Genomic DNA, 22,608 nt, shown 5'->3' on the forward strand with positions numbered 1-22,608 from the left:
GCAGGCAGAACCGGCCCCGGGCATCCGCTTCAGCCACCGTTCCACGTCCATTGGAGACCTCATGACCCGCACTCGACCGACCACCCGTTTCGCCACCAACTTCGGAGTTCTTCTCGCCCTCGGCGGAGTGCTCCTCCTGACCGGCTGCGCCGCGGGGGCGAGCACGGCCGCGGTCCCGGCCGCCTCGTCAGCCCCGGCGGCCTCGGCTGGGGGGCAGGGAGACGGGGGCATCACCGGCACCATCGCCTCCGTTGCCGCCGGCATCCTGCAGGTTCAGGATTCCAGCACCCAGACCGCCGTGTCGTACACGGCCGCGACGACGATCACTGCGACCGTGACGGGCGCCCTGACGGATGTCTCCGTCGGCCGTTGCGTCTCCGTCTCCGGCTTCACCGCGGCGAGCGGTACGACGGTGGCCACCGCCGCGACGAGCGTGACCGTGACCGACGCGGTGGATGGAGCCTGCACGACGGGCAACCGCGGTGTCGGCGCGGGCGGAACGGGCGGGGCCGACGGCACCATGCCGAGCGGTGCCCCCGATGGGACCGCACCGACCGATATGCCGACTGACATGCCGACGGACATGCCGACCGACGGCGCCACCGGCGCCCCGGGCGGGATGACAGGAGGTTTCCCGGTCAGCGGACTCGTGACCGCGGTCACCGCCGACTCGATCACCATCGACGCCGTTGGCATGGGAGGCACGGACACGACCTCGACCGCGGTCACCGTCGCGTCCACGACCACGTACCTCAATACGGTCGCCTCCGACTCGAGCGCCCTCGTCGTCGGCGCGTGCGCCGTGGCGACCGGCGCCTCGGACACGAGCGGCGGCTTCGCCGCGACCGCCCTGAAGATCTCGACCGCCACCGCGGACGGCTGCGTCTCGCGGTCGGGCTTCGGCGGCGGAACCCGTCCGAGCGGGAGCACCTCCAATGAGTAGGACTCCCTTCGGCGCCTCCCGCAAGGCGGCCCGCGCGGAGGCTGCGGCAGCCGCAGCCGCAGCCGCAGCGGCCGCAGCCGGGGCTTCGCCTGCGACCGCGAAATCCGTCAGGACGGCCCGATCGGCGAAGGCCGTCGTGAAGCGCCGCCGGCGCCTGATTGCCCTCGGCGCGGTCACCGCCGTGCTCTGCGCCTCGGGCGGCGGGGTCGTCTACGCGATGAACCGCACGGACAGCGGCAACTTCCGCACCGTCGTCGCCGCAACGGGAACGGTGAGCCAGTCGCTCGCCGTCACCGGGACCGTCGCACCGACCACCAGGAAGGATGCCGCCTTCTCCGTCGGCGGGACCGTCGCGACGGTCGACGTCGCGGTCGGGGCCATCGTGACCGCCGGTCAGACCCTCGCGACCCTCGACGCCACGGATCTGGCCGCCGCGGTCACGAAGGCGGAGGAGACCGTCACCGCAGCCGAGCAGACCCTCACCGACGACCTCGACTCCCAGACCGCCACCGCGACAACCGCGACCACCGCGACGTCGTCGACGTCGTCTACGGCCGTCGCGACCGGGTCCTCGTCGGCGGCTTCAGTGTCCGGGGGCACCACGGACACGAGCTCGGGAACGACGGGAGCGTCGACCGGCTCGACCCCGACCGTTTCGAACGCGGCCGTGACGGCGGCCGTGACCGCGGTCACCGCAGCCCAGGCGGCGCTCCTCGCGAAATACACCGATGCCCAGACGGCGCTCGCCGCGAGCGACGCGACCATGGCCTCGACCGACGAGACCTGCAAGCCGTTCATCGACGCGGCACTCGACGACGCCGCGACGACCGACACGAGCGCGACCGACACGATCACCGCCACGACGGATGCCTCGCCCACCGCCACCCCGACCCCGACCCCGACGGCGACCCCGACGGCGACCGCTGACCCTGCGACCGCCGCCGAGCGACTCGCCGCCGCGAAGGCCGACCTGGCCGCCTGCCAGACCGCCATCACCGCGGTCCTCGCCGGCCAGAAGACCGTCGACACGGCCCAGCAGGACGTGCTGACGCTCGTGACCGCGCTGAACTCCGCCGTCACCGGCCTCACCGACGCCGTCACGGCGGCGAATGCCGCCACGACGACCGCGACGACCGGAAGCTCAACCGGGACCACGGGAGCCACCGGCACCGGCACGACAACGGGTGCGACCGGCACGACAACGGGTACAGCAGCAACCGCGGGCACCACGTCCACCGCCACCGGAACCACCGGGACGACCGGAACCATCTCCGGAGCCGGCACGGGCTCGACGGCGACGACGACGGTCGCCTCGGCCGAGACGATCGTCGCCGACCGGGCCGACATCGCCGCGGCAGGGGCTCAGCTCGCCATCGCCCAGAAGCAGGCCACCCTCGCCACCCTCACGACCCCGTACGCCGGAACCGTCGCCGCGGTGGCGATCCTTGCCGGCGACACCGTCTCGGCGGCGTCGACCACCGCCGTCATCACGATCCTCGGCAATGACGGCTACGTCATCGACTCGACCGTGTCCCTCGCGAGCGTCGCGAGCCTCGAGGTCGGCCAGACCGCGAAGATCGAACTCGCCACGACGGGAACGGAACTGACCGGGGTCGTCAGCTCCATCGGCATCCTGAACGTCTCGACGTCGTCGACGCCGAAATATGCGGTCACCCTCGCCGTCGACGCGACGGACGCCACAATCCTGACGGGGGCCTCCGCCCAGGTCACGGTCGCGATCGAGAGCACGGATGCCGTGCTCACCGTGCCGACCTCTGCCGTGCACCGCGACGGCTCGGCATACACCGTCGACCTGCTCGTCGCCGGTACCTCCACCTCGACGACGGTCACGGTCGGCGCGGTCGGCACCGAGCTCACCGAGATCGACTCCGGCCTCGTGGCCGGCGACGTCGTGATCCTCGCCGACCTGGACGACGCGATCCCGGGGACCGCGGCCGACACGAGCTCGAGCCTCACCAGCCTCGGCGGTTCGAGCAGTGGAAGCAGCACCGATTTCCAGGGCGGCCCGCCATCCGGCGACTTCAGCGGCTTCAGCGGTGGCACCCCGCCCCAGGGCTGAGCCCGCGTTCCGAATTCAGGAGACGGCCTCGGATTCCGGCCAGAACCGGTCAGAAAACCGGTTCAGCCGGGCGCAACTCCTGAATTCGGAACGGGGGCGGCGGTGGATTCGACGCGGGGCGCGAACGGGTGAGGTTCAGCCCTGGGCCGGGCGGGCGGTGCTCGACCGCACCATCAGCTCGAACGGGATGGCGGTGTCGAGTCCGACCGGGTCGTGCTTTCCCGGCTGCAGCTCGTCGAGCAGGATCTCGACGGCCTTGTCTCCCTGCCACTGCGGGAACTGGGCGATCGTGGTCAGCCCGAAGAAGTCGGCGAGGTCGTGGTCGTCCGTCCCGACCACGGAGACGTCCCGCGGCAGGACCAGCCCGAGGTCGCGCGCGGCGAGGATGCTGCCGATCGCCATTTCGTCCGACGCGGCGAAGATCGCGGTGGGACGCTCGTGCGGGTTGCCGAGCAACTGCTTCGCGGCCTGGTACCCGCCGCGGACCGTGAAGTCCGCCGCCTGGAACAGGGCGGGCGTCGGCGTGATGCCCGCGCCGGTCAGCGCGAGCTCGTAGCCGAGCCGCCGGTTCGTCGGCAGGTGGAAGTCGAGGTCGAGCTCGAGGTTGCCGCCGATATGCGCGATCCGGGTGTGCCCGAGCGCGAGCAGGTGCTCGGTCGCGAGACGGGCGACGGCGACATCGTCGATCGTGAGGGTACGCACCCCGGGGATCGGACCGCCGATGCCGACGAGCGGCTTCTTGAGCGCGTGCAACCGGGCCACCTCATCCGGGCTCAGCTCGAGGGAGACCGCGATGACGGCATCCACTCTCTGGCGCAGCAGGAAGTGCTCGAAGACGCTGCGGCGTTCGTCGTAGTCCCCGGCGAGGCTGTAGAGGGTGAGGTCGAAACCGCCGCGGAGCAGCGCCTTCTGCGCGCCCTCGACGACATTGGAGAAGAACCAGCGGTCGAGGAACGGCACGACGACGCCGATGTTCTTCATCCGACCGGATGCGAGGCTCGAGGCGTTCGAGGACACGACGTAGCCGAGTTCCCCCGCAACGGTCTCGACCCGGAGCCGGGTGGCCGGGGAGACATGCCCGTTGCCGCTCAGGGCGCGGGACACCGTCGCTGTGGACACGCCCGCCTGGCGGGCGACGTCGTCGATGCCGACCATGCGGCTCCTCACAAGTCAGGGGGAAATGGCCCTTCAGCGATCATATCGAGCGGGCGCATCCGCCAGCCGTCAGCGACGGTTCCGGACGCAATTTCGCACGGGGGCAATTCCCTTGTATTCTGTCTGAGCGTCTCCGGTCAGGTGGTTTCACATGGTCGGGTGCGCAATGGCAAGTTACCCAAGTGGCCAAAGGGATCTGACTGTAAATCAGCCGTCGTAGACTTCGGGGGTTCGAATCCCTCACTTGCCACCACCCAATGCCCCCGGAAACCCCGTGTTTCCGGGGGTTTTTGCGTCTCCTTCCCGGCTCTCCCCTGCGTCATCTACCGTGGAACCATGACTGCTCCCGCCCCGACCGAACTGCTCCGCCTCGCCAAGGACACCGCGCTCGTCGCGGGGGAGCTGGCCGCGCGGCGACGCGCGGAGGGTGTCGAGGTGGCCGCGTCCAAGTCCTCGCCGGAGGATATCGTCACCTTCGCAGACCGGGAGACCGAGAACCTGATCCGCGCGCTGCTCGCCGAGGCGCGGCCGAATGACGGCTTCTTCGGCGAGGAATCCGCGGCGACCCCCGGCACCTCCGGCCTGACCTGGGTCGTCGACCCGATCGACGGCACGGTCAACTTCCTCTACGGGATCCCCGCCTGGGGCGTCAGCGTCGCCGTCGTCGAGGGCGGCGACCCGGCCACCTGGACGACCGTGGCCGGCGCCGTCTTCAACCCGGCGCTCGGCGAACTCTTCACGGCCTCGGCGGGCGGCGGCTCACACCTCAACGGCAGCAGGCTCCAGGTCAAGACCGGCGTTCCCCTCAACCTCGCACTGGTCGGAACCGGGTTCTCCTACCGGGCGGCCATGCGGCTGCGGCAGGCGAACGTCGTACACGGCCTCATCGGCCGGGTACGGGACATCCGCCGGATCGGTTCGGCCGCGCTCGACCTCTGTTCGGTTGCCGCGGGGCGCCTCGACCTCTACTACGAGCGCGGGCTCAACCCGTGGGACCAGGCCGCTGGCGCGCTCGTCGCCCGCGAGGCCGGCGCGCGCGTCGGAGCCTTCGGCGAGGACCGGGAGGGAATCGACCTCCTGATCGCAGGGGCACCCGACCTGTACGCCGACTTCGAGCCGATACTGGCCCCACTCTTCAGCGAATTCATGAGTTCTCAGGAACGGTGACGCGTCGGCCGCCGGATGCCCGCCGATGCCGGGGTGACAGCGGAAATCCGGCCGAAACAGCGCCCCCAATAGTGACGGCAAAATACCCCGTTTTGGGGTGTCATTACGTGCACAGGAATGGAATATTCGGGCCTCGCGGGTTAGCCTGTAGTGATTCGTTACTTTGGCCAGGCCAAGACGACCACTCTCTCGCCACTGTCAGCCCCGCCGAAAGAATTCACCCGACTTTGTCTTCTCACTCCTCCACACCGCGTGAACGCGCGCGTGCCGCGAGTGACTCTGGAAGCCCGGCAGTGACCGATTCTTCCGCTCCGGCGCAGCCCGTCCAGCAGGCTGTGCCCGTGCATCCGGCCGCACTGACCCGCCGGGAACTGCGCGAGCAGGAACGCCTCGCCGCGACACCCCTGGCCGCTGCACACCGCGCCGCAGCAGCCGACGCACTCGCCGTTCCCGCCGTTCCGAACGCCGCGCGGCCGATCGAACTCAGCGCCGACGCCGTGCAGGTTCTCGCCGATGAACTCGCCGAACCCGAACTCGCCGCCGTGACGGTCAACGACACCGACCGCCTGATTGCTGCCCCGGCCGCCGCAGACGCACCCGTGACCGACCTCGACCAGCTCCTGACGGATGCCGGGACGCCGACCACCTCGATCCCCCTGCCGACCAGGTCCCAGGTTCGCGCCGCGAAGTCCGGCCACGGTGCCGCCGGGGCGATCCGGGCCCTGGACGACGGCGGCCAGCCGGTCCGCCCGTCTCGGACCGGGTCGCGGACCGCCTCTCGGGCACTCCGCAGCGGCACGATGAAGCAGTCGACCCAGCGACCCGCCGTCCAGGCGCCGTCCCAGCGGCCGGCACCGAAGCTGCGCCGCCTCGCCACGACGGGCGTCACGGTCGTCGCCATGGCCTTCGTCGCCCTGATGGCCGTGTCGACATCGCTTCCCGCCGAGGCGCTGCTCTCCTCGGCCGACGTGCAGGCCGCCGCCCGGCTCTCCACGCAGACCTCACCGGCCGAGCCGGCCCAGACGCTCAGCATGGACGGCGGCACGGACACGATTTCCGTCACGCGTGACGGCTTCGAATCGAAGTCGATCGCCGAGGTCGCAGCGGCGAGCGGCATCCGCATGGAAGCGACCTTCACCAACAACCCGAACGGCACGATCCAGTGGCCCTTCGCGGTCGGCGTGCACATCGGCGACCGGTTCGGTTATCGCAACTGCGCCGGCTGTTCCGCTGACCACCAGGGCCAGGACTTCAACCCCGGCATCGGCGCCCCGATCCAGTCCATCGCCGACGGCGTCGTGAGCTTCACCGAAGACGGCGAAGGCAGCCTCGGCGTGCATATGATCATCGACCACGTCATCGACGGCAAGGTCGTCTCGAGCGTCTACGCGCACATGATCCACGGCTCGATGCTCTTCAAGACCGGCGACGTCGTCAAGGTCGGCCAGGTCATCGGCAAGGTCGGTAACACCGGAATGTCCACCGGCCCGCACCTGCACTTCGAGATCCGCCTCGGCGGCAAGGACGGCGTCCACGTCGACCCGCTCGTCTGGCTCCGCGCCAACACGAACTAGAGCCCGCCGCGCGCCCGGTGGCGCCAGCCGGTGGCGCTAGTCGGTGGCGTCGCTCGTGCGGCCGCGATCGATGGCTTCGAGCAGGCTCGTCGGCAGCGCGAACGGGGTGAGTCCGGCGATGCTCAGAAGGTCGTCCCCTGCCCGCACCGTGGGTTCGAGGGCGACGACCTGGTTGTGCAGGCGTTCCATCTGGATATCCAGGCGATTGGCGACATCCGCCGCCTCTTTGAGCTCGGCGACGAGGTTCGCCGGCACGACGCCGCGGTACTTGTAGAAGATCTTGTGCTCGAGGCTCGCCCAGAAATCCATCGCGACGGTGCGGATCTGGATCTCGACGGTGACCGGCTCGACCCGGTCGGACATGAACACCGGGATCGCCACGATCAGATGCAGGCTCTTGTAGCCGTTCGACTTGGGGGCGGCGACGTAGTCCTTGACCTCGAGGACGGTGACGTCTTCCTGGCTGGTCAGCATGTCGAGCACCCGGTAGGTGTCGGAGATGAAGCTGCAGGTGACCCGGATGCCCGCAATGTCCTGGATCTGCCGGCGGATGTCCTCGAGGTCGAGCGGGCAGCCCTTGCGGAGAGCCTTGTTCAGGATCCCCTCCGGCGACTTGATCCGCGAGCTGACATGCTCGATCGGGCTGTAGTCGTGGATGGACGCGAACTCTTCCTTGAGGATGTTGATCTTCGTCATCATCTCGTCGGTCGCGAACTTGTAGGACATCATGAAGCGGGTGAGCTCGGTCTTGATCTCATGGTGGCGCGCCTTCTCGGCGTCGCTCTCGGCCTGCATCTCAGCGTGTGTTTCCGCGTGTGTCTCGACGTAGGCTCCTGCACGGGACACTGCGCGAGCCCCAGACCGGGTTCCTGGCCCTGAACCGGACTCGACGACGAGGTCGGTATCCGTGCTCTCCTGCGCGACCAGGTCGGTATCCGTGCTCTGCTGGATGCCGGCGACGCTGTCGGTCTGTGGGGCGGTCACGGTGTGCTCCTTCTACGGGCTCCCAATCGGCGCCGCTCCCTCAATCCTCCCACTTCGGGGCTGAACGGCAGCCGCTGAGGTGTCGCATATCGATGTTCGCGCGGGTCGCGAACATCGATATGCGACACCTCAGCTGAGGGAGGGTGGAGCTAGGCGCGCAGCCAGGCCGTGGTGTCGCCGGGCAGGGTGCGTCCCGTGAGCGGTTCGCTCGCGAGCAGCACCTCGCCGGCGGGCAGCGTGACGGATGCCGCCCCCGTGTTCGCGACAACGGTCACGCTGCCGTTCGTGAACGCCACGACCGCGTCACCGAGCCCGTCCAGCCCGTTCAGCCAGGACACCGAACCGAGCCCGAGGCCGTGCTCCTTGCGGAGCCTGAGGGCGAGCTTGTAGAGCTCGAGGGTCGACGTTGGCACGCCTTCCTGCACGTCGCGGGCGAGTTCGCCCCAGATGGCCGGCTGCGGCAACCAGCTGGCCGCGGTCGGGCCGAAACCGTAGGACGGCGCAGAGCCGACCCAGGGCAGCGGCACGCGGCATCCGTCCCTGCCGTAGCGTTCACCGTTGGTACGGAACCAGGTCGGGTCCTCGCGAGCGGTGTCCGGCAGGTCGACGACCTCGGGCAGGCCGAGCTCCTCGCCCTGGTACAGGTAGCTCGAGCCGGGCAGGGCGAGCATGAGGGCGGATGCCGCCCGCGCGCGACGCAGGCCGACGACGGTATCGGGAAGGCCGACCGTCTTCGGGCCGATGCCGTGACCCTGCAGGTTGTCGCCCGTCAGCGCGAGGCGCGAAGCGTGCCGGACCACGTCGTGGTTGGAGAGCACCCAGGTGCTCGGCGCCCCGACCGCGCTGAACGCGGCGAGGGAATCGTCGATGACGCGGCGGAGGGCTGGGCCGCCCCAGAGAGTCTCGAGGTAGGCGAAGTTGAAGGCCTGGTGCATCTCGTCTGGGCGCACCCACTCGGCGACGTGGCTGAGCGGGTCGACCCAGGCCTCGGCGGCCAGGATCCGGTCGCCGGGGTACTCGTCGAGCACGAGACGCCAGTCGCGGTAGATCTCGTGCACTCCGGGCTGCGCCCAGTACGGGGCGGTCGCGGCGGACTCGGCGACGACGCCGGGCTCGAGCGCGGTGGCTCCGCCCATGCTGCCGCCGTCAGCGGGGGGAGTGTAGTCAGGGAGGCCTGCGGCCTTGATCATGCCGTGTGCGACGTCGACCCGGAAGCCGTCGGCGCCGCGGTCGAGCCAGAAGCGCAGCACGTCGCGGAACTGTGCGCGCACCCAGGGGCTCTGCCAGTCGAAGTCCGGCTGGCTCGAGTCGAAGAGGTGCAGGTACCACTGGCCAGGAGTGCCGTCGGCCTCCATGACGCGGGTCCACGCGAGACCGCCGAAGACGGATTCCCAGTTGTTCGGCGGCAGCTGGCCGTTGACGCCCTTGCCGTCGCGGAAGATGTAGTGCCCGCGCTCCTCGCTGCCTGGGCCGGCCGCGAGGGCGGCCTGGAACCAGGGGTGATCGCTCGAGGAGTGGTTGGGCACGAGGTCGACGATGACCCGGATGCCGAGATCGTGCGCCGTCGCCTGCAGGGTGGCGAAATCGTCGAGGGTGCCGAAGAGTGGATCGACGTCGCAGTAGTCGGCCACGTCGTAGCCTGCGTCGCGCTGGGGCGACGTATAGAACGGTGAAAGCCAGATCGCGTCGATCCCGAGATCGCGCAGGGCCGGGAGTCGGCTGGTAATACCGGCGAGGTCGCCCATACCGTCGCCGTTCGAGTCAGCAAACGAGCGCGGGTAGATCTGGTAGATAACGGCGGTACGCCACCATTCGGAGCCTGTCATGACGAAAACTTTACTGCATGGAATCCCTCATGAAAGCGTTTGCAGAAATCTATGCTTAAACGATTCCGACAAACTTTCAAATACCATCGTGCTTTGAATTGCCAATCAACAGTCGATCGACTAAACATGTAAACGCTTGCACTTTTATTTGTTCGTTCTATGAGAGGCACACCAATGATGGTGAAGAAGAAAGCCCTGCTTGCCGCCGGCGCCGTACTGGCCGCCGCAACACTGGCCCTGACCGGCTGTTCAGGCGGAGGGGCCGCCTCGACAGCGAGCTCCACGGCCGCCGCCGGCTCCGGAAGCCTGACCGTCTGGGTCGACGCCGACCGCGCACCCGTGCTCAAGGATGCCGCCGCAGCGTTCACCCAGGAGACCGGTGTCGAGGTGAAGCTGGTCCAGAAGGACTTCACCAAGATCCAGGACGAGTTCATCGCCCAGGTCCCCACCGACAAGGGCCCGGACATCACGATCGCCGCCCACGACTGGCTCGGCAACTTCGTCGCCAACGGCGTCGTGCAGCCGGTCGAACTCGGCGACACCGCCGCCAACTACCAGAAGGTCGCGGTCACGGCGATGAGCGTCGAGGGCAAGACCTACGGCGTCCCGTACTCCATCGAGAACATCGCGCTGCTCCGCAACACCGCGCTCGCCCCGGCCGCCCCCGCCAGCTATGACGACATGGTCGCAGCGGGCAAGGCCGCCGGCACCGAGTTCCCGTACCTCGTGCAGCTCGGCCCGGACGCCGACCCGTACCACCTGTACCCGTTCCAGACCTCCTTCGGCGCCCCGGTCTTCGGCACCAACGCCGACGGCAGCTACAACGCGAACGACCTGTCCATCGGCAACGCCGGTGGCGAGGGCTTCGCGACCTGGCTCGGCGCCCAGGGCGCTGCAGGCAACCTGAGCCTCAACGTCACGAGCGACATCGCCAAGGAGAAGTTCCTCGCCGGGGCCTCGCCGTTCCTGATCACCGGCCCGTGGAACGTCCCCGACGCCCAGAAGGCCGGCATCACCGTCGCCGTCGACCCGATCCCCTCGGCCGGCGGCCAGACCGCACAGCCGTTCGTCGGCGTGCAGGGCTTCGTCGTGAGCGCCAAGAGCAAGAACGCCCTCGCCGCGAACGAGTTCCTGGTCAACTACATCGGCAGCGAAAAGGTCCAGACCGCCCTCTACAAGGTCGGCGGGCGGGCTCCGGCCAACACCGCGGCCTTCGAGGCAGCCAGCTCCGACCCGATCACCGCCGGCTTCGGCAAGGTTGCGGCCACGGCCGTCCCGATGCCGAGCATCCCGCAGATGGGCAAGGTCTGGCAGTTCTGGGGTGTCACCGAAGCGGCGATCATCTCCCAGAAGGGTGACCCGGTCGCCCTGTGGCAGAAGATGACCGCCGACATCCAGACCGCCATCAAGTAACGAAGCGCCACAGCGCCACAGCGCCACAGCACCACAGCACCACAGCACCACAGCACCACAGCACCACAGCACCACAGCACCACAGCACCACAGCACGACGGATGCCCGTCCCCGTCCCCCGAGGACGGGCATCCGCTCACCAGCACAACCTGCACCCGAGAAAGCGGACGACGATGACCACACCACGCACCGAGCAGGACGCGGCGCAGCTCCGGCAGACGAAACGCTCCCGGCGGGCCGCCCGGGTCGCCGAGGCCGCCTCCGCCGGGGTCAAGGTGCTCCTCGTCAAGATCGTGCTTCTGGGCATCGTCGACGCGATCAGCGTCTACGCCCTCTTCGTGCTCGTGATGAAGCAGGACTGGGTCGTCGTCGGCCTCGTCGCCTTCGTCACCCTGGTCGTCAACTGGATCTACTTCAGCCACCAGAAGCTCCCGGCCAAGTACCTCGCGCCCGGGCTGATCTTCCTGCTCATCTTCCAGATCTTCGTGATCGGCTACTCCGGCTACATCGCCTTCACCAACTACGGCACCGGTCACAACAGCACCAAGGCCGACGCGGTCAACGCGCTCATCGTCTCCTCGCAGGAGCGGGTTCCCGACTCCGCGAGCTACGGCCTCACCGTGCTCGAACAGTCCGGCGAGTTCAGCTTCCTCGTCACCGACCCCGACGGCACCATCAGCGTCGGTTCGGCGACGAGCCCCCTCCGGGTCGTCACCGACGCGACGACGGATGCCACGGGCAAGGCCACCGGCCTCGCCGGTTACACGTCGCTGCGCTTCGCCGACATCGTCGCCCAGCAGCAGGCGATCGCCGCGCTCTCCGTCCCCGTCTCGGAAGACCCGAACGACGGGTCCCTCCGCACCCCCGACGGGTCGAGCGCTTACCTCTACGTCTCCGACCTGGTCTACTCCGCCGCCGACGGCACCATGACGAACAGCAGCACCGGCGTCGTCTACGCCGACAACGGCAAGACCGGCTCCTTCGTGGCGCCGAGCGGCGAGGAACTGCTCCCCGGCTGGAAGGTCGAGGTGGGCTTCGCGAACTTCGTGCACGCCTTCGGCTCCGAGTCCATCCGCGGGCCGCTGATCAGCGTCACCCTCTGGACCTTCGCCTTCGCCTTGCTCTCGGTGCTGACCACGTTCGGGCTCGGGCTCTTCCTCGCGATCGTCTTCAACGACCTGCGGATGCGCGGACGGAACGTCTACCGGGTGGTGATGATCCTGCCGTACGCCTTCCCAGCCTTCCTCTCCGCCCTCGTCTGGGCGGGCATGCTCAACCCGCAATTCGGCTTCGTGAACCAGGTGCTCTTCGGCGGGGCGGACATCCCCTGGCTGACCAACGAATGGCTCGCGAAGTTCAGCATCATCTTCGTCAACCTCTGGCTCGGCTTCCCGTACATGTTCCTGGTCTGCACCGGGGCTCTGCAGTCGATCCCGACCGAGATCCAGGAGGCCGCGACCGTGGACGGGGCGAGGCCCTGGCAGGTGTTCCGGCTGATCAAGCTCCCGCTGCTGCTCGTCTCGGTCGCGCCGCTGCTGATCTCCTCGTTCGCGTTCAACTTCAACAACTTCAACCTGATCTACATGCTCACCGGCGGCGGTCCCCGAGACGTCACGGCCGGCGTGAACGTCGGGGCCACCGACATCCTGATCTCGATGGTCTACAAGGTGGCCTTCGTCGGCGCGAGCCGGGACTACGGGCTCGCGAGCGCGTTCTCGATCATCATCTTCCTGCTGGTCGCGCTCGTGTCGATCGTCAGCTTCAAACAGACCAAGGCGCTAGAGGAGTTGAACTGAGATGCGAATCGCAGCCCCCGAAACCAGTGACCTGTACATCCCGACCAAACGACCGTTCAACTTCGGCCGGTGGTTCTCCCGCACCGGCTGGCGGCACCTCGTCGGCGCCGTCATGGTCGTGTTCTCCGCATTCCCGCTGCTCTACGTGCTCTCCGCGTCGCTGCACCCGGGTGGCACCCTGATCACGGCGAACGGCCTCTTCAACGAGGTCGACCTCGGCAGCTACTCGACCCTGTTCAACCTGCCGCAGCAGCCATACGCCGCCTGGTACGGCAATACGCTCCTGATCGGAACGATCACCTCGGTGTGCACCGTCTTCCTCGGAGCGCTCGCCGCATATTCCTTCTCCCGCATGCGCTTCCGCGGGCGTCGGGCGGGGCTCCTGATGCTCGTCCTCGTGCAGATGTTCCCACAGCTCCTCGCCGTCGTCGCGATCTTCCTGCTGCTCAGCGGCATCTCGGACATCTTCCCCGCGATCGGCCTCGACACCCAGATCGGGCTGATCATGGTCTACCTCGGCGGCGCCCTCGGCGTGAACACCTACCTGATGTACGGCTTCTTCAACACGATCCCCGCCTCGATCGACGAGGCGGCCAAGATCGACGGCGCCGGCCATGCCCGGATCTTCTTCACGATCATCCTGCGGCTCGTCGCCCCGATCCTCGCGGTCGTCGGCCTGCTCTCCTTCGTCGGCACGACGAATGAGTTCGTGATCGCGAGCATCGTGCTCATCACGCCGGAGAAGCAGACGCTCGCCGTCGGCCTCTACCAGTTCGTCTCCCAGGAGTTCTCGAGCAACTACTCGGTGTTCGCCGCCGGAGCCGTGCTCGCGGCGCTGCCGGTGATGGCCCTGTTCCTGTTCCTGCAGAAGTACATCGTCGGTGGGCTGACCGCCGGGTCCGTCAAGTAATCGGCACGATGCGCCCGCAGCCCTCTGCAGAGCCCCATCACGACGGGTCACCGCTCTACGTCTCCACCCAGACTCCCGCGCTCGGGGAGAGGGTGCGGGTGCGGGTGCGCGTTCCCCGGCAGTTCGGCTGTGTCAGTGCCGTCTACGCGCGGTCCAACCCCGACAGGGAGCCTCGATTCAATGCGGCGCACCTGCTCGGCACGGTCGACGGCACGCAGTGGGTCGACGGCGCCCAGTGGTGGGAGGCCGAGGTGCTCGTGGAGAACCCGGTGCACGGTTACCGGTTCCTCCTCACGCGGGTCGACGGCAGCCACGCCTGGCTGAACGCGAGCGGCGTGCATTCCATCGAGACGCTCGACTCGGAGGACTTCAAGCTCGTCACGTTTGCTCCGCCGCCCGAGTGGGCGCGGTCGACCGTGATGTACCAGGTCTTCCCCGACCGGTTCGGCCGGTCCGCGAGGGCCGACGGGCGGGAGGCACCCGCGTGGGGCATCCCGGCGGGCTGGAGCGACGGCGTCGACAGGGAACAGCCCGGTCGTTCGCACCAGTTCTACGGCGGTGACCTCGACGGCGTGGTCGACCACCTCGACCACCTCGCCCGGCTCGGCATCACCCTGATCTACCTGACCCCGGTGTTCCCCGGTGCCTCCAACCACCGCTACGACGCCTCGAGCTTCAGCGAGGTCGATCCCCTGCTCGGCGGCGGCGATGCCCTGGTCCGGCTCGTCAGTGCCGCGCACGCGAACGGCCTCCGGGTGATCGGCGACCTCACGTCCAACCACTCGGGCGATCGCCACGACTGGTTCCGGGCCGCGCACCGCGCCCCTGCGGCCCCCGAGGGTGCCTTCTACTATTGGCTCGACGAGGAGCACGACGGCTACGCCTCCTGGCTCGGCGCGCGCAGCCTGCCCAAGTTCAACTGGGCCTCGGCAGAGCTCCGGCGGCGGTTCATCGAGGGCCCCGACTCCGTCGTCGCGCACTGGCTCGAGCCGCCGTACAGCCTCGACGGCTGGCGCATCGACGTCGCCAACATGACCGGGCGGATGCTCGGCGACGACCTCAACGCCGAGGTGCGCCAGACCATCCGCCGCACCATGATCGAGGTCAACCCCGACACGATCCTGCTCGGTGAAAGCACCAATGACGCCGCGAGCGACTTCCAGGGCGACGCCTGGCACGGCGCGATGACCTACGCGAACTTCACCCGGCCGGTCTGGGGCTGGCTCTCGAAGCCGAACAGTCCCTCCTCGTTCTTCGGCCTGCCCTATGGCACGATCCCGCAGTACACCGGGGTGCAGTTCGTCGAGGCGCATCGCCGCTTCACCGCCGGGTTCCCCTGGCGCACGCGGCTCGCCACGATGAACGCCCTCGACACGCACGACACACCTCGCTTCCGCACTCACGCCCTGGACGGAGCCGTGCCGGTGGCGTTCGGGCTGTCGGTCACGTTGCCCGGTATCCCGGTCGTCTTCGCTGGGGATGAGTTCGGCCTCACCGGCGACGACGGCGAGCACTCGCGCACGCCGATGCCCTGGGCGAGCGCGGGGGAGCCGGCGGTCGCGGAGACGATCGACCTCTACGCCGCCCTGATCCACCTGCGTACCGGCCACCCGGCCCTCAACGGAGGCTCGATGCGCTGGCTGCACGTCGACGACGACGTGCTCGTCTTCGTGCGCGAAACGGGCGATGAGTCCGTGCTCGTGCTGGCGGCACGGGCGCCCGGTGCGGTGTCCCTGCCGGCCGGAACGCTGGCGGGAGCGGATGCCGCGATGCGGCTTCTTGGCGACGCCGAGCTCGTAGGCGCGACCGACGGCATCCGCCTCACAGCGCCCGGCCCGTCGTTCACGGCCTGGGCGCTTCCCGGGGTGCTCGTGCCCGTTGGGTGAAACGGTCACGGGGAGGGCGGCGGAGATGATAATGTTTACCGGTTGCCGAAATTCAGGGCGCAACTTCTGAAGAGAAGTTCTGCCCCCTTAGCTCATTGGTAGAGCACTTCCTTGGTAAGGAAGAGGTAGTGGGTCCGATTCCCACAGGGGGCTCAGGCTTGGGCGGTCGTGAGGCCGGCAGGTCGTGGCGGGGTAGCTCAGTTGGTTAGAGCACACGGCTCATAATCGTGGTGTCGCGGGTTCAATTCCCGCTCCCGCTACACATAGCCCCGGACTTCAGCGAAGTCCGGGGCTTCTTCGTGCCATCCAGAGGCTCAACCCCGCACAAACCCCGCACTTTGGATTGTGCTGTCGATCACCACGACTATCGGCGCCCCTTCCCTCGGGCCGCGAACTCATCGTCTAGTTCGATGTTCTGGCTTATTCCGCACGGCGCACATCGTGACGTTGCCCGAGCATCCAGCCGGCACCGAAGGCGAGCACGACCAGCCCGACGATGAACACCACCATCCCGATCTGATTCTGTGGCGAGAACAGCCCGCCCGGCGGGAGGAATGTCGAATCGCTGAGCGGCGCATACGCGTACCAGCCGAAGCTCGCTTGATTGCTCGGCAGAAGAAGAAGCACAAGTCCGATGACGGCCGCCACGGCGCCGAGGACGACCATCGATACGCTCACCCGACGCGAGCGGTTTGACTCGGAAACGTTGCCTTGCCCAGCCTCGATCTCGCCCATGTGGCCATGCTAGGGGACCGATCCCGGACGCGACGCCTCAACCGCGCCGCCGCGACTACCCCGCGAAGTCGCCGAGCGCGAGGCGCTTCACGACCTCGGTGAGCACTCGGGCGCCCGCGACGAGGTCGGTGTCGTGGGTGAATTCCTTCTCGTTGTGGGACACCCCGTCCACGCTCGGAACGAAGATGAGGATGACGGGAACCGTTTCCTTCAGATTCGTGGCGTCGTGCCCGGCGAGGGTGAGCACCCGCATGCTGTCGAGGCCGAGTTGCTCGGCGGCCGTCTCGGTGATGGCCAGCCCGGTCTCGAGAAAAGGTCCGCTCTCCCAGACGCTCGAGGCGAGGACCTCGATGCGCACGCCGGTTTCCGACTCGATGGCGCGCATCCGCTGTTGCAGAATTTCAAAGGCGCTGGCGAGGATGCTGGATTCCCGGGCGCGCAGGTCGGCGAGCAGCCGAACCTCGCGTGCAATGGTCACGGGGGAGTTGGGCCCGACCGTGAACTCGCCGACGGATGCGTGCAGCACCTCGTCGTCGAACTCGCGGACCAGCTCGTTGATCGCGACGACGAGCTTGGAGGCACCGAGAAGGGCATCGCGGCGGTCCCGCATCAGGGTCGAGCCGGTGTGGGACTGCTCACCGAGTACGACGATCTCGTATTTGTACGCGCACCAGGTGCTTGCGACGACTCCGATCGGTACCCCGGCGTCTTCGAGCGTGCGGCCCTGTTCCACGTGGATCTCGGCGTAGCCGGCCACATCGGGTCCGACGAAGCCGCCGCGGCCGCCGATCGCGTCGAGTGCCTCCCGCACGCTCGTGCCTCTCGGGTCGGTCGTCGCCAGGGCGACCTCGAGGTCGAGTCGGCCGGTGAAGACCGCGCTGCCCATCATGCTCGGCTTGAACCGTGAGCCCTCTTCGTTGAACCAGTCGACCACGGCGATGTTGTACCGGGGCGTGATTCCCGATGCCGCGAGATCGCGGTGTGCGCGGTGCGCGGCGTGCCCGGCGGCGAGCACGCCATATGCGCCGTCGTACCGCCCGGCGAGGGGCTGGCTGTCCAGGTGCGAGCCGAACAGCACGTACGGCGCGCCGGGCACCAGCTCGAGCAGGCCGAAGATGTTGCCGATCGTATCGACCTCCACCCGGAAGCCGCGGTCGGCCAGCCAGGCAGAGAACCAGGACCGCGTCTGGCCGTCGGCGGCGCTCGCCGCCTGACGGTCGACGCCGCCGCCGATGGTAGCGCCGAATTCGGACATGGTGTGGAAATCGGCCAGGAGTGCTGCGGCATCCGCCTCGGTGTTCGCGTCGACAATCGTGTTCGTGGTCATTGTCTAGCTCCAGTCTCTTTGCAGTTCCATGGTCGAGCAGTGCACGCTGCCGCCGTTCTTGAGCATCTCGCGGTAGGCGACGGGCAGGACCTCGACGTCGTGCCGGTCGCTGAGGATCTCGGCCGTCCGCGGGAAGTGGTCGGGCATGATCACCTTGCGGCGATCGAGGGCGAGCATGTTGCACGCCCATTCCTCGCGGGGATCGACCTCGATGGTTTCGATGCCGAGGTCCCACAGCTGTGCCATGTAGTCGTAGGGCGCCAGCCGCGGGTTGACGAGGGCGAGGTCGTCGTCGAGCATGACGGCGCACATGTCCAGGTGGATGAGGTATCCGGGCAGCGTGACCCGCTTCAGGGTGATGCCGAATTCCTCGAGGATCCTCGCCAGCTGCCGGTACCCTTCCGGGTTGCAGCGCACCGAGGTGCCGAAGAACGCCGTGTCCGGCCGCACCTTCTGGAAACTGCCGCCTTCGGCGAGGCCGGAGCCGGTGACCGTGCCGAGGATGGGCATCCCCGCAGCGGCGACCGTTGCGGTGATCGACTGTTCCTCCCCCCGGCGCATCCGCGGGGCGAGGCGCCCGATGATCGCTCCGCCTGGGATCGTGATCAACGGGTCGCGGGTGTACACAGACTTCGTGAACGTGGCGGGAAGCTCGGGGGCGAACACCACCTCGACGTCATTGCGGGTGAGGGTGCTCACGAAGTCGTCGTACTGCGCGTTGAGGAGGTCGAGGTCCGGGGTGTCGCGCCCGGTCCAGTACCAGCGCAGCTCCGGGTCGACGAGGGCGCCGAGTTCCTCGTTGTAGGTGTTCGCCCGCACATTCGCGAGGCCCTGGCTCGGCCGTCGCATCAGCACGGAGCGCAGCCGGCCGACCTCGTCTGCGGCACCCCAGCGCCGTCCCCAGGTCGCTTCGAGTTCCCCGGTGTCGCCGAACGCGGGGAGGGCCTCCGGTCCGAGGAGCCGGTGGAACTTTCCGTCGGATATCTCGAGGGTGGAATCGATCTCGTGCATGAATGCTTCTTTCGGTGACTGGGTGTGGACGCGTGTCGATATGGTCATGGGCGGATGTCGTGTCCGGCTCCTACGGGAACCTCACGACCTCGCGGAGAGGTGCTCGTGCACGGCCAGCCATGCGCCGCCCCGGTTTTCCAGAACGATCGACTCGCGCTCGGCCAGGGTCTCCACGGTGTCGTCGAAGCTGACGGTGCTGGCGACGTCGTGGCTGAACACGGCGACCTTGCCGAAGACCTGGATCCGACGCTCGCTCGAGACGCAGGAGAGTACCCGGAAGCCGTTCTGCTGTTCCCACTCGTCCCACAGCTGTTCGTAGGCGGCCCGGGATTCGAGCCGCGCGGGCGCCGAATGGAAGAGGAACGTCGCCTCAGGGGCGAACCGGGAGAAGTACGCGTCCCGCCGATGGTTTCCGAAGTCGGAGATCAGCGCGTCTGCGGCGGCGAGGGCGTCGGCGGCCGGGGTGCCGGGGTCGGCCACGTCGTCGCTCATGAGGCGCGCCGTGCGGCGGCCCTGGCGTGCACGCGGGCCGCGCTCGAGGCGTGGTCGGTCACGACGTCCTGGAGCGGCGCATTCGAGGAGGGAACGAGCCGCGGGCCTTCCTCGCCGAACACGTAGCGGGGTTCGGGGAAGATCCAGAGGGCGCCGAGGTAGAGCACGGCTCCCGCGACGACGGCCGTCACGAGGCTGAGGTCCATGCCGCCGCCCAGGGCGCTGAACGGGCCGACGATGACGGGCGGGTAGTTCGCGAAGAGGAGTCCGATCACGGCGGCGCCGATCCAGGCGACCATGCCGCGCCAGTTGACGCCGGAGTTGAACCAGTAGATGCCACCGGTCTCGCCCTTGTTGAAGACCTGCAGGTTGCGGGCATCGAAGTGTCCGCGACGCACGAGGAAGCCGATCGCCATGATGACCATCCAGGGTGTCGTGGTCACGATGATGGCCCCGATGAACGCGTTGACGGCACCGAGCAGGTCGAAGAACAGACGCCCGGTGAGGATGAACAGGAAAGCGATGACACCGATTCCGATGGTGGCCTGCACCCGGCTGAAGCGAGGCACGACCGAGGAGAAGTCGAGGCCGGTGCCGTAGAGCGAGGTGGTGCCCGTCGACAGTCCGCCGATGAAGGCGACCACCATCAGGAGCACTGCGTACCAGATCGGGGAGGCCTGGATGAGGGCGAAGACGTAGTCGGCCTGGCCCGCGACGATCGTGGCGGTGGCGACGCCGAACAGGAACGGGATGAGGGTGAGGGCCTGGCCGAGGAAGGTGGCGAGGAGGAGCTTGCTCGTCGGCGTCGATTTCGGGATGTAGCGAGACCAGTCGCCGAGGAACGCGCCGAAGGAGATCGGGTTCGCCATCACGATGAGCGCGGAGGCGACGAAGGTGGGCCAGAAGCCGCCGAGGGCGAGGGCATCGGGCCCGGGGTTGTATCCGGCGTCGAAGGTGCCGGAGAACGCGACGAACGCGAGCAGGATCAGGGCGGTGTTTGCGATCACGGCGGTCTTGTTGACGAGGAGCATGAACTGGAAGCCGAACACGACGACGACGATGACGATCACGCCGATGACGCCGTAGACGAGGGTGCGGAGTCCGACGGAGTCCTCGATGCCGGCCAGGCGGTTGAGCGCGCCGACGAGGGCATCACCGCTCACCCAGACCGAGATCGAGTAGAAGGCAATCGCGGTGAGGAGGGACAGGAAGGAGCCGACGACGCGGCCGCGAACGCCGAAGAACGCGCCGGACGAGACGGCATTGTTCGTGCCGGTGCGCGGGCCGAAAAGGCCCATCGGCATGAGGAAGACGGTGCCGACGAGAACTCCGGCGACGGTGGCGAGCACGGCCTGCCAGAACGAGAGGCCGAGCACGATCGGGAAGGTGCCGAGCAGAACGGTCGCGAAGGTGTTGGCGCCGCCGAACTGGATGCGGAGGAGGTCGACCCACGTCGATGTGCGGTCAGGGTGTGGAATGGTGTCGATCCCGTGGGTTTCGACCTCGGTGATCTTGGGGCGGGCATTGAGCACGGCGGTGCCGGAATCGCCGGCGCCAGTGTTGCTGCTGGTCATGGTGAACGCCTTGTCTTTCGTAGCGGGTGGGGTCTCCGACTGCGCAGAAGAAGTTGAGATGACATTACGTTCACTGGGAGAAAATTGATAGATATGCAAGAATTATTTACCATGACGAAACAATTGATTGTCGATCTCTCCGTCCCCGTCGGTGCGGGCACGCAGGTCTACCCGGGGGATCCGGTGCTCGAATTCTCCGTGCACAGCACCATCGAGCGAGACGGCTTCAATCTGCTCAACGTGTCCATGGGGTCCCAGACCGGCACCCACGTGGACGCCCCCTTCCACTTCAGCGAGACCGGCCTGAAGATCGACGAGATCCCGCTCGAGCGCTTCGTCGGACGCGGCGTCATCGTCGACGCCCGGGCCGCAGGGCCCCGCGGCCGCATCGGCTGGGAGTTCATCGAGCCGGTCGCCGACCAGGTGCGACCGGGTTCGATCATCCTCCTGCACACCGGCTGGAGCGAGCACTACGGCACCGACCGGTATTTCGAGAACCCTTTTCTCGATGCGGATGCCTGCCGTCGCCTGATCGGGCTCGGCGTGCGAACGTTCGCGATCGACGCGATCAACATCGATGAAACCCCCGATGAGACCCATCCGGGTGATGGATTCCCTGTGCATCACCTCATCGCAGACGTCGACGGCGTGATCGGGGAGAATCTGACGAATATCGCGGCAATCGACTTCCCTGCGCCGGTGATCTCGCTTCTTCCGATAGCTTTTGAAGCGGCAGATGGTGCTCCGGTGCGAGCGGTAGCGATTCGGCTCGAACCGTAGGGACGTTGAAATGGCACGTCAGATTCCGATTGGAGCGCGGCTCCGCGCAGCCCGGCAGGCCAAGAACCTGACCCTGGAGGCGGTCTCCACCGCGGCGGGAGTCACCTCGGGGTTTCTGAGCCGCATGGAACGCGACCAGGTGTCGCCCTCGGTTTCCTCCCTCGTCGCGATCTGCGATGTCGTCGGTCTCCGGGTGGGAGAACTCTTCGAGGCGCCGGCCACCCAGATCGTCCGTGCCGGTGAGGGGGCGCCGATCAACTTCGGGGGCCAGGGCGCCGAGGAGTTCCTGCTGACGCCGGGGGTGCAGACCCATATGCAGGTGATCCACTCCCGCATCCAGCCGGGGGGTTCGGCGGGCCCGGACCTCTACGAACTGGAAAGCGAGGCGGAGTTCGTGCTCGTCCTGGCCGGTTCTCTCGAGCTGGTCATCGGCGAAGACGTCTTTCTCCTGGCCACGGGTGACGCGATGACATTCCGCGGCAGGGATCCGCATCGCTGGCGAAACCCCTCGCCGGCGGACGCCTGCGAAGTCATCTGGATGCTCGCCCCGGCGCCGTAGACGCACATCGCCGGCTCGCGTCCGCAGGCTTGCCCCGGCACCGCGCCTCAGCCGGGCAGGGGTTGCCTCAGTGCGCCGAGCCGGCTGCCGTGGCCGCAGGCACCTCGACGAGCCGGCCGGTCGTCACGTCGTAGATGTAGCCGTAGACCGGGATTCCCGCGGGAACGAGCGGATGCGCCTTGATGCGTCCGACGTCCTGCAGAACGCTCGACGCCTGGTCGGAGATCGTCAGCCAGTCGACGTACTTCGCCTCCGCCGAACCCGGGCCGGTGCCGACGTCGTAGAAGCCGGCCTCGCTGGCGAGTAGCCCTTGTTGGTACTTCCAGTCCACGTAGTCGGTACCCCTTGTTCTGGGTAGTTGGTACGGCCTGACCTCTTCCGATTCTCTAGTCGAAG

The 22,608-nt window shown here is 67.9% G+C and carries 18 protein-coding genes, 3 tRNA genes and 1 pseudogene; 13 read left to right on the forward strand and 9 right to left on the reverse strand.

Annotated features, from left to right (window positions below; translation table 11 throughout):
- Nucleotides 1-61 precede the first annotated feature (61 nt).
- Complete coding sequence (locus E3O39_RS15235; RefSeq protein ID WP_134448797.1) at nucleotides 62-943, forward strand: hypothetical protein; 882 nt, start codon at nucleotides 62-64, stop codon at nucleotides 941-943.
- Nucleotides 936-3,023 carry an HlyD family efflux transporter periplasmic adaptor subunit gene (locus E3O39_RS15240; protein WP_134448798.1) on the forward strand — a complete coding sequence of 696 codons (2,088 nt, stop codon included), beginning with the start codon at nucleotides 936-938 and terminating at the stop codon, nucleotides 3,021-3,023. Before E3O39_RS15235 ends, E3O39_RS15240 begins: the two co-directional genes overlap by 8 nt.
- Nucleotides 3,024-3,158: 135 nt before the next feature.
- Here E3O39_RS15240 and E3O39_RS15245 read toward each other — a convergent pair whose 3' ends face one another.
- A complete protein-coding gene (locus E3O39_RS15245) occupies nucleotides 3,159-4,178 on the reverse strand; it encodes a LacI family DNA-binding transcriptional regulator (protein ID WP_134448799.1) in 1,020 nt (339 codons plus the stop codon).
- A 168-nt stretch (nucleotides 4,179-4,346) separates the two neighbouring features.
- Here E3O39_RS15245 and E3O39_RS15250 point away from each other — a divergent pair.
- The 3 genes from E3O39_RS15250 (at nucleotide 4,347) to E3O39_RS19770 (ending at nucleotide 6,919) form a co-directional block, all read left to right on the forward strand.
- A tRNA-Tyr gene (locus E3O39_RS15250) sits at nucleotides 4,347-4,431 on the forward strand.
- An 83-nt stretch (nucleotides 4,432-4,514) separates the two neighbouring features.
- Nucleotides 4,515-5,345 carry an inositol monophosphatase family protein gene (locus E3O39_RS15255; RefSeq protein WP_134448800.1) on the forward strand — a complete coding sequence of 277 codons (831 nt, stop codon included), beginning with the start codon at nucleotides 4,515-4,517 and terminating at the stop codon, nucleotides 5,343-5,345.
- Nucleotides 5,346-5,638: 293 nt separating this feature from the next.
- Entirely contained in the window at nucleotides 5,639-6,919 is a 1,281-nt protein-coding gene (locus E3O39_RS19770; protein WP_134448801.1) for a peptidoglycan DD-metalloendopeptidase family protein, read from the forward strand.
- Nucleotides 6,920-6,955: 36 nt separating this feature from the next.
- Here the strand turns inward: E3O39_RS19770 and E3O39_RS15265 are convergent, their stop codons facing one another.
- Together E3O39_RS15265 and E3O39_RS15270 are read right to left on the reverse strand one after the other, a co-directional pair.
- Nucleotides 6,956-7,903: a GTP pyrophosphokinase family protein gene (locus E3O39_RS15265; protein WP_241975298.1), complete on the reverse strand. Its 948-nt coding sequence runs from the start codon at nucleotides 7,901-7,903 to the stop codon at nucleotides 6,956-6,958.
- A gap of 149 nt (nucleotides 7,904-8,052) precedes the next feature.
- Nucleotides 8,053-9,729: a glycoside hydrolase family 13 protein gene (locus tag E3O39_RS15270; RefSeq protein ID WP_134448802.1), complete on the reverse strand. Its 1,677-nt coding sequence runs from the start codon at nucleotides 9,727-9,729 to the stop codon at nucleotides 8,053-8,055.
- Nucleotides 9,730-9,903: 174 nt separating this feature from the next.
- On the opposite strand from E3O39_RS15270, the gene E3O39_RS15275 reads away from it, so the two are divergent.
- The 6 genes from E3O39_RS15275 (at nucleotide 9,904) to E3O39_RS15300 (ending at nucleotide 15,994) form a co-directional block, all read left to right on the forward strand.
- On the forward strand, nucleotides 9,904-11,142 hold the full coding sequence (locus tag E3O39_RS15275; RefSeq protein WP_134448826.1) for an extracellular solute-binding protein: 1,239 nt from the start codon (nucleotides 9,904-9,906) through the stop codon (nucleotides 11,140-11,142).
- 173 nt (nucleotides 11,143-11,315) lie between these two features.
- Nucleotides 11,316-12,938 carry an ABC transporter permease subunit gene (locus E3O39_RS15280; RefSeq protein WP_134448803.1) on the forward strand — a complete coding sequence of 541 codons (1,623 nt, stop codon included), beginning with the start codon at nucleotides 11,316-11,318 and terminating at the stop codon, nucleotides 12,936-12,938.
- A gap of 1 nt (nucleotide 12,939) precedes the next feature.
- Complete coding sequence (locus E3O39_RS15285; RefSeq protein WP_134448804.1) at nucleotides 12,940-13,848, forward strand: sugar ABC transporter permease; 909 nt, start codon at nucleotides 12,940-12,942, stop codon at nucleotides 13,846-13,848.
- Nucleotides 13,849-13,856: 8 nt separating this feature from the next.
- Entirely contained in the window at nucleotides 13,857-15,734 is a 1,878-nt protein-coding gene (locus E3O39_RS15290; protein ID WP_134448805.1) for a glycoside hydrolase family 13 protein, read from the forward strand.
- Nucleotides 15,735-15,815: 81 nt separating this feature from the next.
- Nucleotides 15,816-15,887: transfer RNA gene (locus E3O39_RS15295), tRNA-Thr, on the forward strand.
- Between the two features lie 33 nt (nucleotides 15,888-15,920).
- Nucleotides 15,921-15,994, forward strand: a tRNA-Met gene (locus E3O39_RS15300).
- A gap of 160 nt (nucleotides 15,995-16,154) precedes the next feature.
- Here the strand turns inward: E3O39_RS15300 and E3O39_RS15305 are convergent.
- From E3O39_RS15305 to E3O39_RS15325, 5 genes are all read right to left on the reverse strand, one after another.
- Entirely contained in the window at nucleotides 16,155-16,469 is a 315-nt protein-coding gene (locus E3O39_RS15305) for a hypothetical protein (RefSeq protein WP_134448806.1), read from the reverse strand.
- 55 nt (nucleotides 16,470-16,524) lie between these two features.
- Nucleotides 16,525-17,796 carry a M20 family metallo-hydrolase gene (locus E3O39_RS15310; RefSeq protein WP_134448807.1) on the reverse strand — a complete coding sequence of 424 codons (1,272 nt, stop codon included), beginning with the start codon at nucleotides 17,794-17,796 and terminating at the stop codon, nucleotides 16,525-16,527.
- Between the two features lie 3 nt (nucleotides 17,797-17,799).
- Nucleotides 17,800-18,807, reverse strand: coding sequence for a dimethylarginine dimethylaminohydrolase family protein (locus E3O39_RS15315; RefSeq protein ID WP_134448808.1), 1,008 nt, complete (start codon nucleotides 18,805-18,807; stop codon nucleotides 17,800-17,802).
- Nucleotides 18,808-18,888: 81 nt separating this feature from the next.
- Nucleotides 18,889-19,299 carry a nuclear transport factor 2 family protein gene (locus tag E3O39_RS15320; RefSeq protein WP_134448809.1) on the reverse strand — a complete coding sequence of 137 codons (411 nt, stop codon included), beginning with the start codon at nucleotides 19,297-19,299 and terminating at the stop codon, nucleotides 18,889-18,891.
- Complete coding sequence (locus E3O39_RS15325; RefSeq protein WP_134448810.1) at nucleotides 19,296-20,873, reverse strand: cytosine permease; 1,578 nt, start codon at nucleotides 20,871-20,873, stop codon at nucleotides 19,296-19,298. Before E3O39_RS15325 ends, E3O39_RS15320 begins: the two co-directional genes overlap by 4 nt.
- Nucleotides 20,874-20,984: 111 nt before the next feature.
- On the opposite strand from E3O39_RS15325, the gene E3O39_RS15330 reads away from it, so the two are divergent.
- Complete coding sequence (locus tag E3O39_RS15330) at nucleotides 20,985-21,653, forward strand: cyclase family protein (protein WP_134448811.1); 669 nt, start codon at nucleotides 20,985-20,987, stop codon at nucleotides 21,651-21,653.
- Nucleotides 21,654-21,663: 10 nt separating this feature from the next.
- Nucleotides 21,664-22,212, forward strand: a complete 549-nt coding sequence (locus tag E3O39_RS15335) for a helix-turn-helix domain-containing protein (protein ID WP_134448812.1) — start codon at nucleotides 21,664-21,666, stop codon at nucleotides 22,210-22,212.
- Between the two features lie 67 nt (nucleotides 22,213-22,279).
- Here the strand turns inward: E3O39_RS15335 and E3O39_RS15340 are convergent.
- A pseudogene (locus E3O39_RS15340) lies at nucleotides 22,280-22,608 on the reverse strand (hypothetical protein); the annotation flags it as partial.

The sequence above is a fragment of the Cryobacterium sp. MDB2-A-1 genome (genome assembly GCF_004402675.1).
Taxonomy (GTDB): domain Bacteria; phylum Actinomycetota; class Actinomycetes; order Actinomycetales; family Microbacteriaceae; genus Cryobacterium; species Cryobacterium glucosi.

Coding starts and splice junctions, on each gene's coding strand:
- E3O39_RS15255 (WP_134448800.1), top strand. CDS start 4,515: ATGACTGCTCCCGCCCCGACCGAACTGCTCCGCCTCGCCAAGGACACC.
- E3O39_RS15290 (WP_134448805.1), top strand. CDS start 13,857: ATGCGCCCGCAGCCCTCTGCAGAGCCCCATCACGACGGGTCACCGCTC.
- E3O39_RS15315 (WP_134448808.1), bottom strand. CDS start 18,807: ATGCACGAGATCGATTCCACCCTCGAGATATCCGACGGAAAGTTCCAC.
- E3O39_RS15245 (WP_134448799.1), bottom strand. CDS start 4,178: ATGGTCGGCATCGACGACGTCGCCCGCCAGGCGGGCGTGTCCACAGCG.
- E3O39_RS15335 (WP_134448812.1), top strand. CDS start 21,664: ATGGCACGTCAGATTCCGATTGGAGCGCGGCTCCGCGCAGCCCGGCAG.
- E3O39_RS15305 (WP_134448806.1), bottom strand. CDS start 16,469: ATGGGCGAGATCGAGGCTGGGCAAGGCAACGTTTCCGAGTCAAACCGC.
- E3O39_RS15280 (WP_134448803.1), top strand. CDS start 11,316: ATGACCACACCACGCACCGAGCAGGACGCGGCGCAGCTCCGGCAGACG.
- E3O39_RS15285 (WP_134448804.1), top strand. CDS start 12,940: ATGCGAATCGCAGCCCCCGAAACCAGTGACCTGTACATCCCGACCAAA.
- E3O39_RS15240 (WP_134448798.1), top strand. CDS start 936: ATGAGTAGGACTCCCTTCGGCGCCTCCCGCAAGGCGGCCCGCGCGGAG.
- E3O39_RS15310 (WP_134448807.1), bottom strand. CDS start 17,796: ATGACCACGAACACGATTGTCGACGCGAACACCGAGGCGGATGCCGCA.
- E3O39_RS15320 (WP_134448809.1), bottom strand. CDS start 19,299: ATGAGCGACGACGTGGCCGACCCCGGCACCCCGGCCGCCGACGCCCTC.
- E3O39_RS15235 (WP_134448797.1), top strand. CDS start 62: ATGACCCGCACTCGACCGACCACCCGTTTCGCCACCAACTTCGGAGTT.
- E3O39_RS15330 (WP_134448811.1), top strand. CDS start 20,985: ATGACGAAACAATTGATTGTCGATCTCTCCGTCCCCGTCGGTGCGGGC.
- E3O39_RS15270 (WP_134448802.1), bottom strand. CDS start 9,729: ATGACAGGCTCCGAATGGTGGCGTACCGCCGTTATCTACCAGATCTAC.
- E3O39_RS15325 (WP_134448810.1), bottom strand. CDS start 20,873: ATGACCAGCAGCAACACTGGCGCCGGCGATTCCGGCACCGCCGTGCTC.
- E3O39_RS15275 (WP_134448826.1), top strand. CDS start 9,904: ATGATGGTGAAGAAGAAAGCCCTGCTTGCCGCCGGCGCCGTACTGGCC.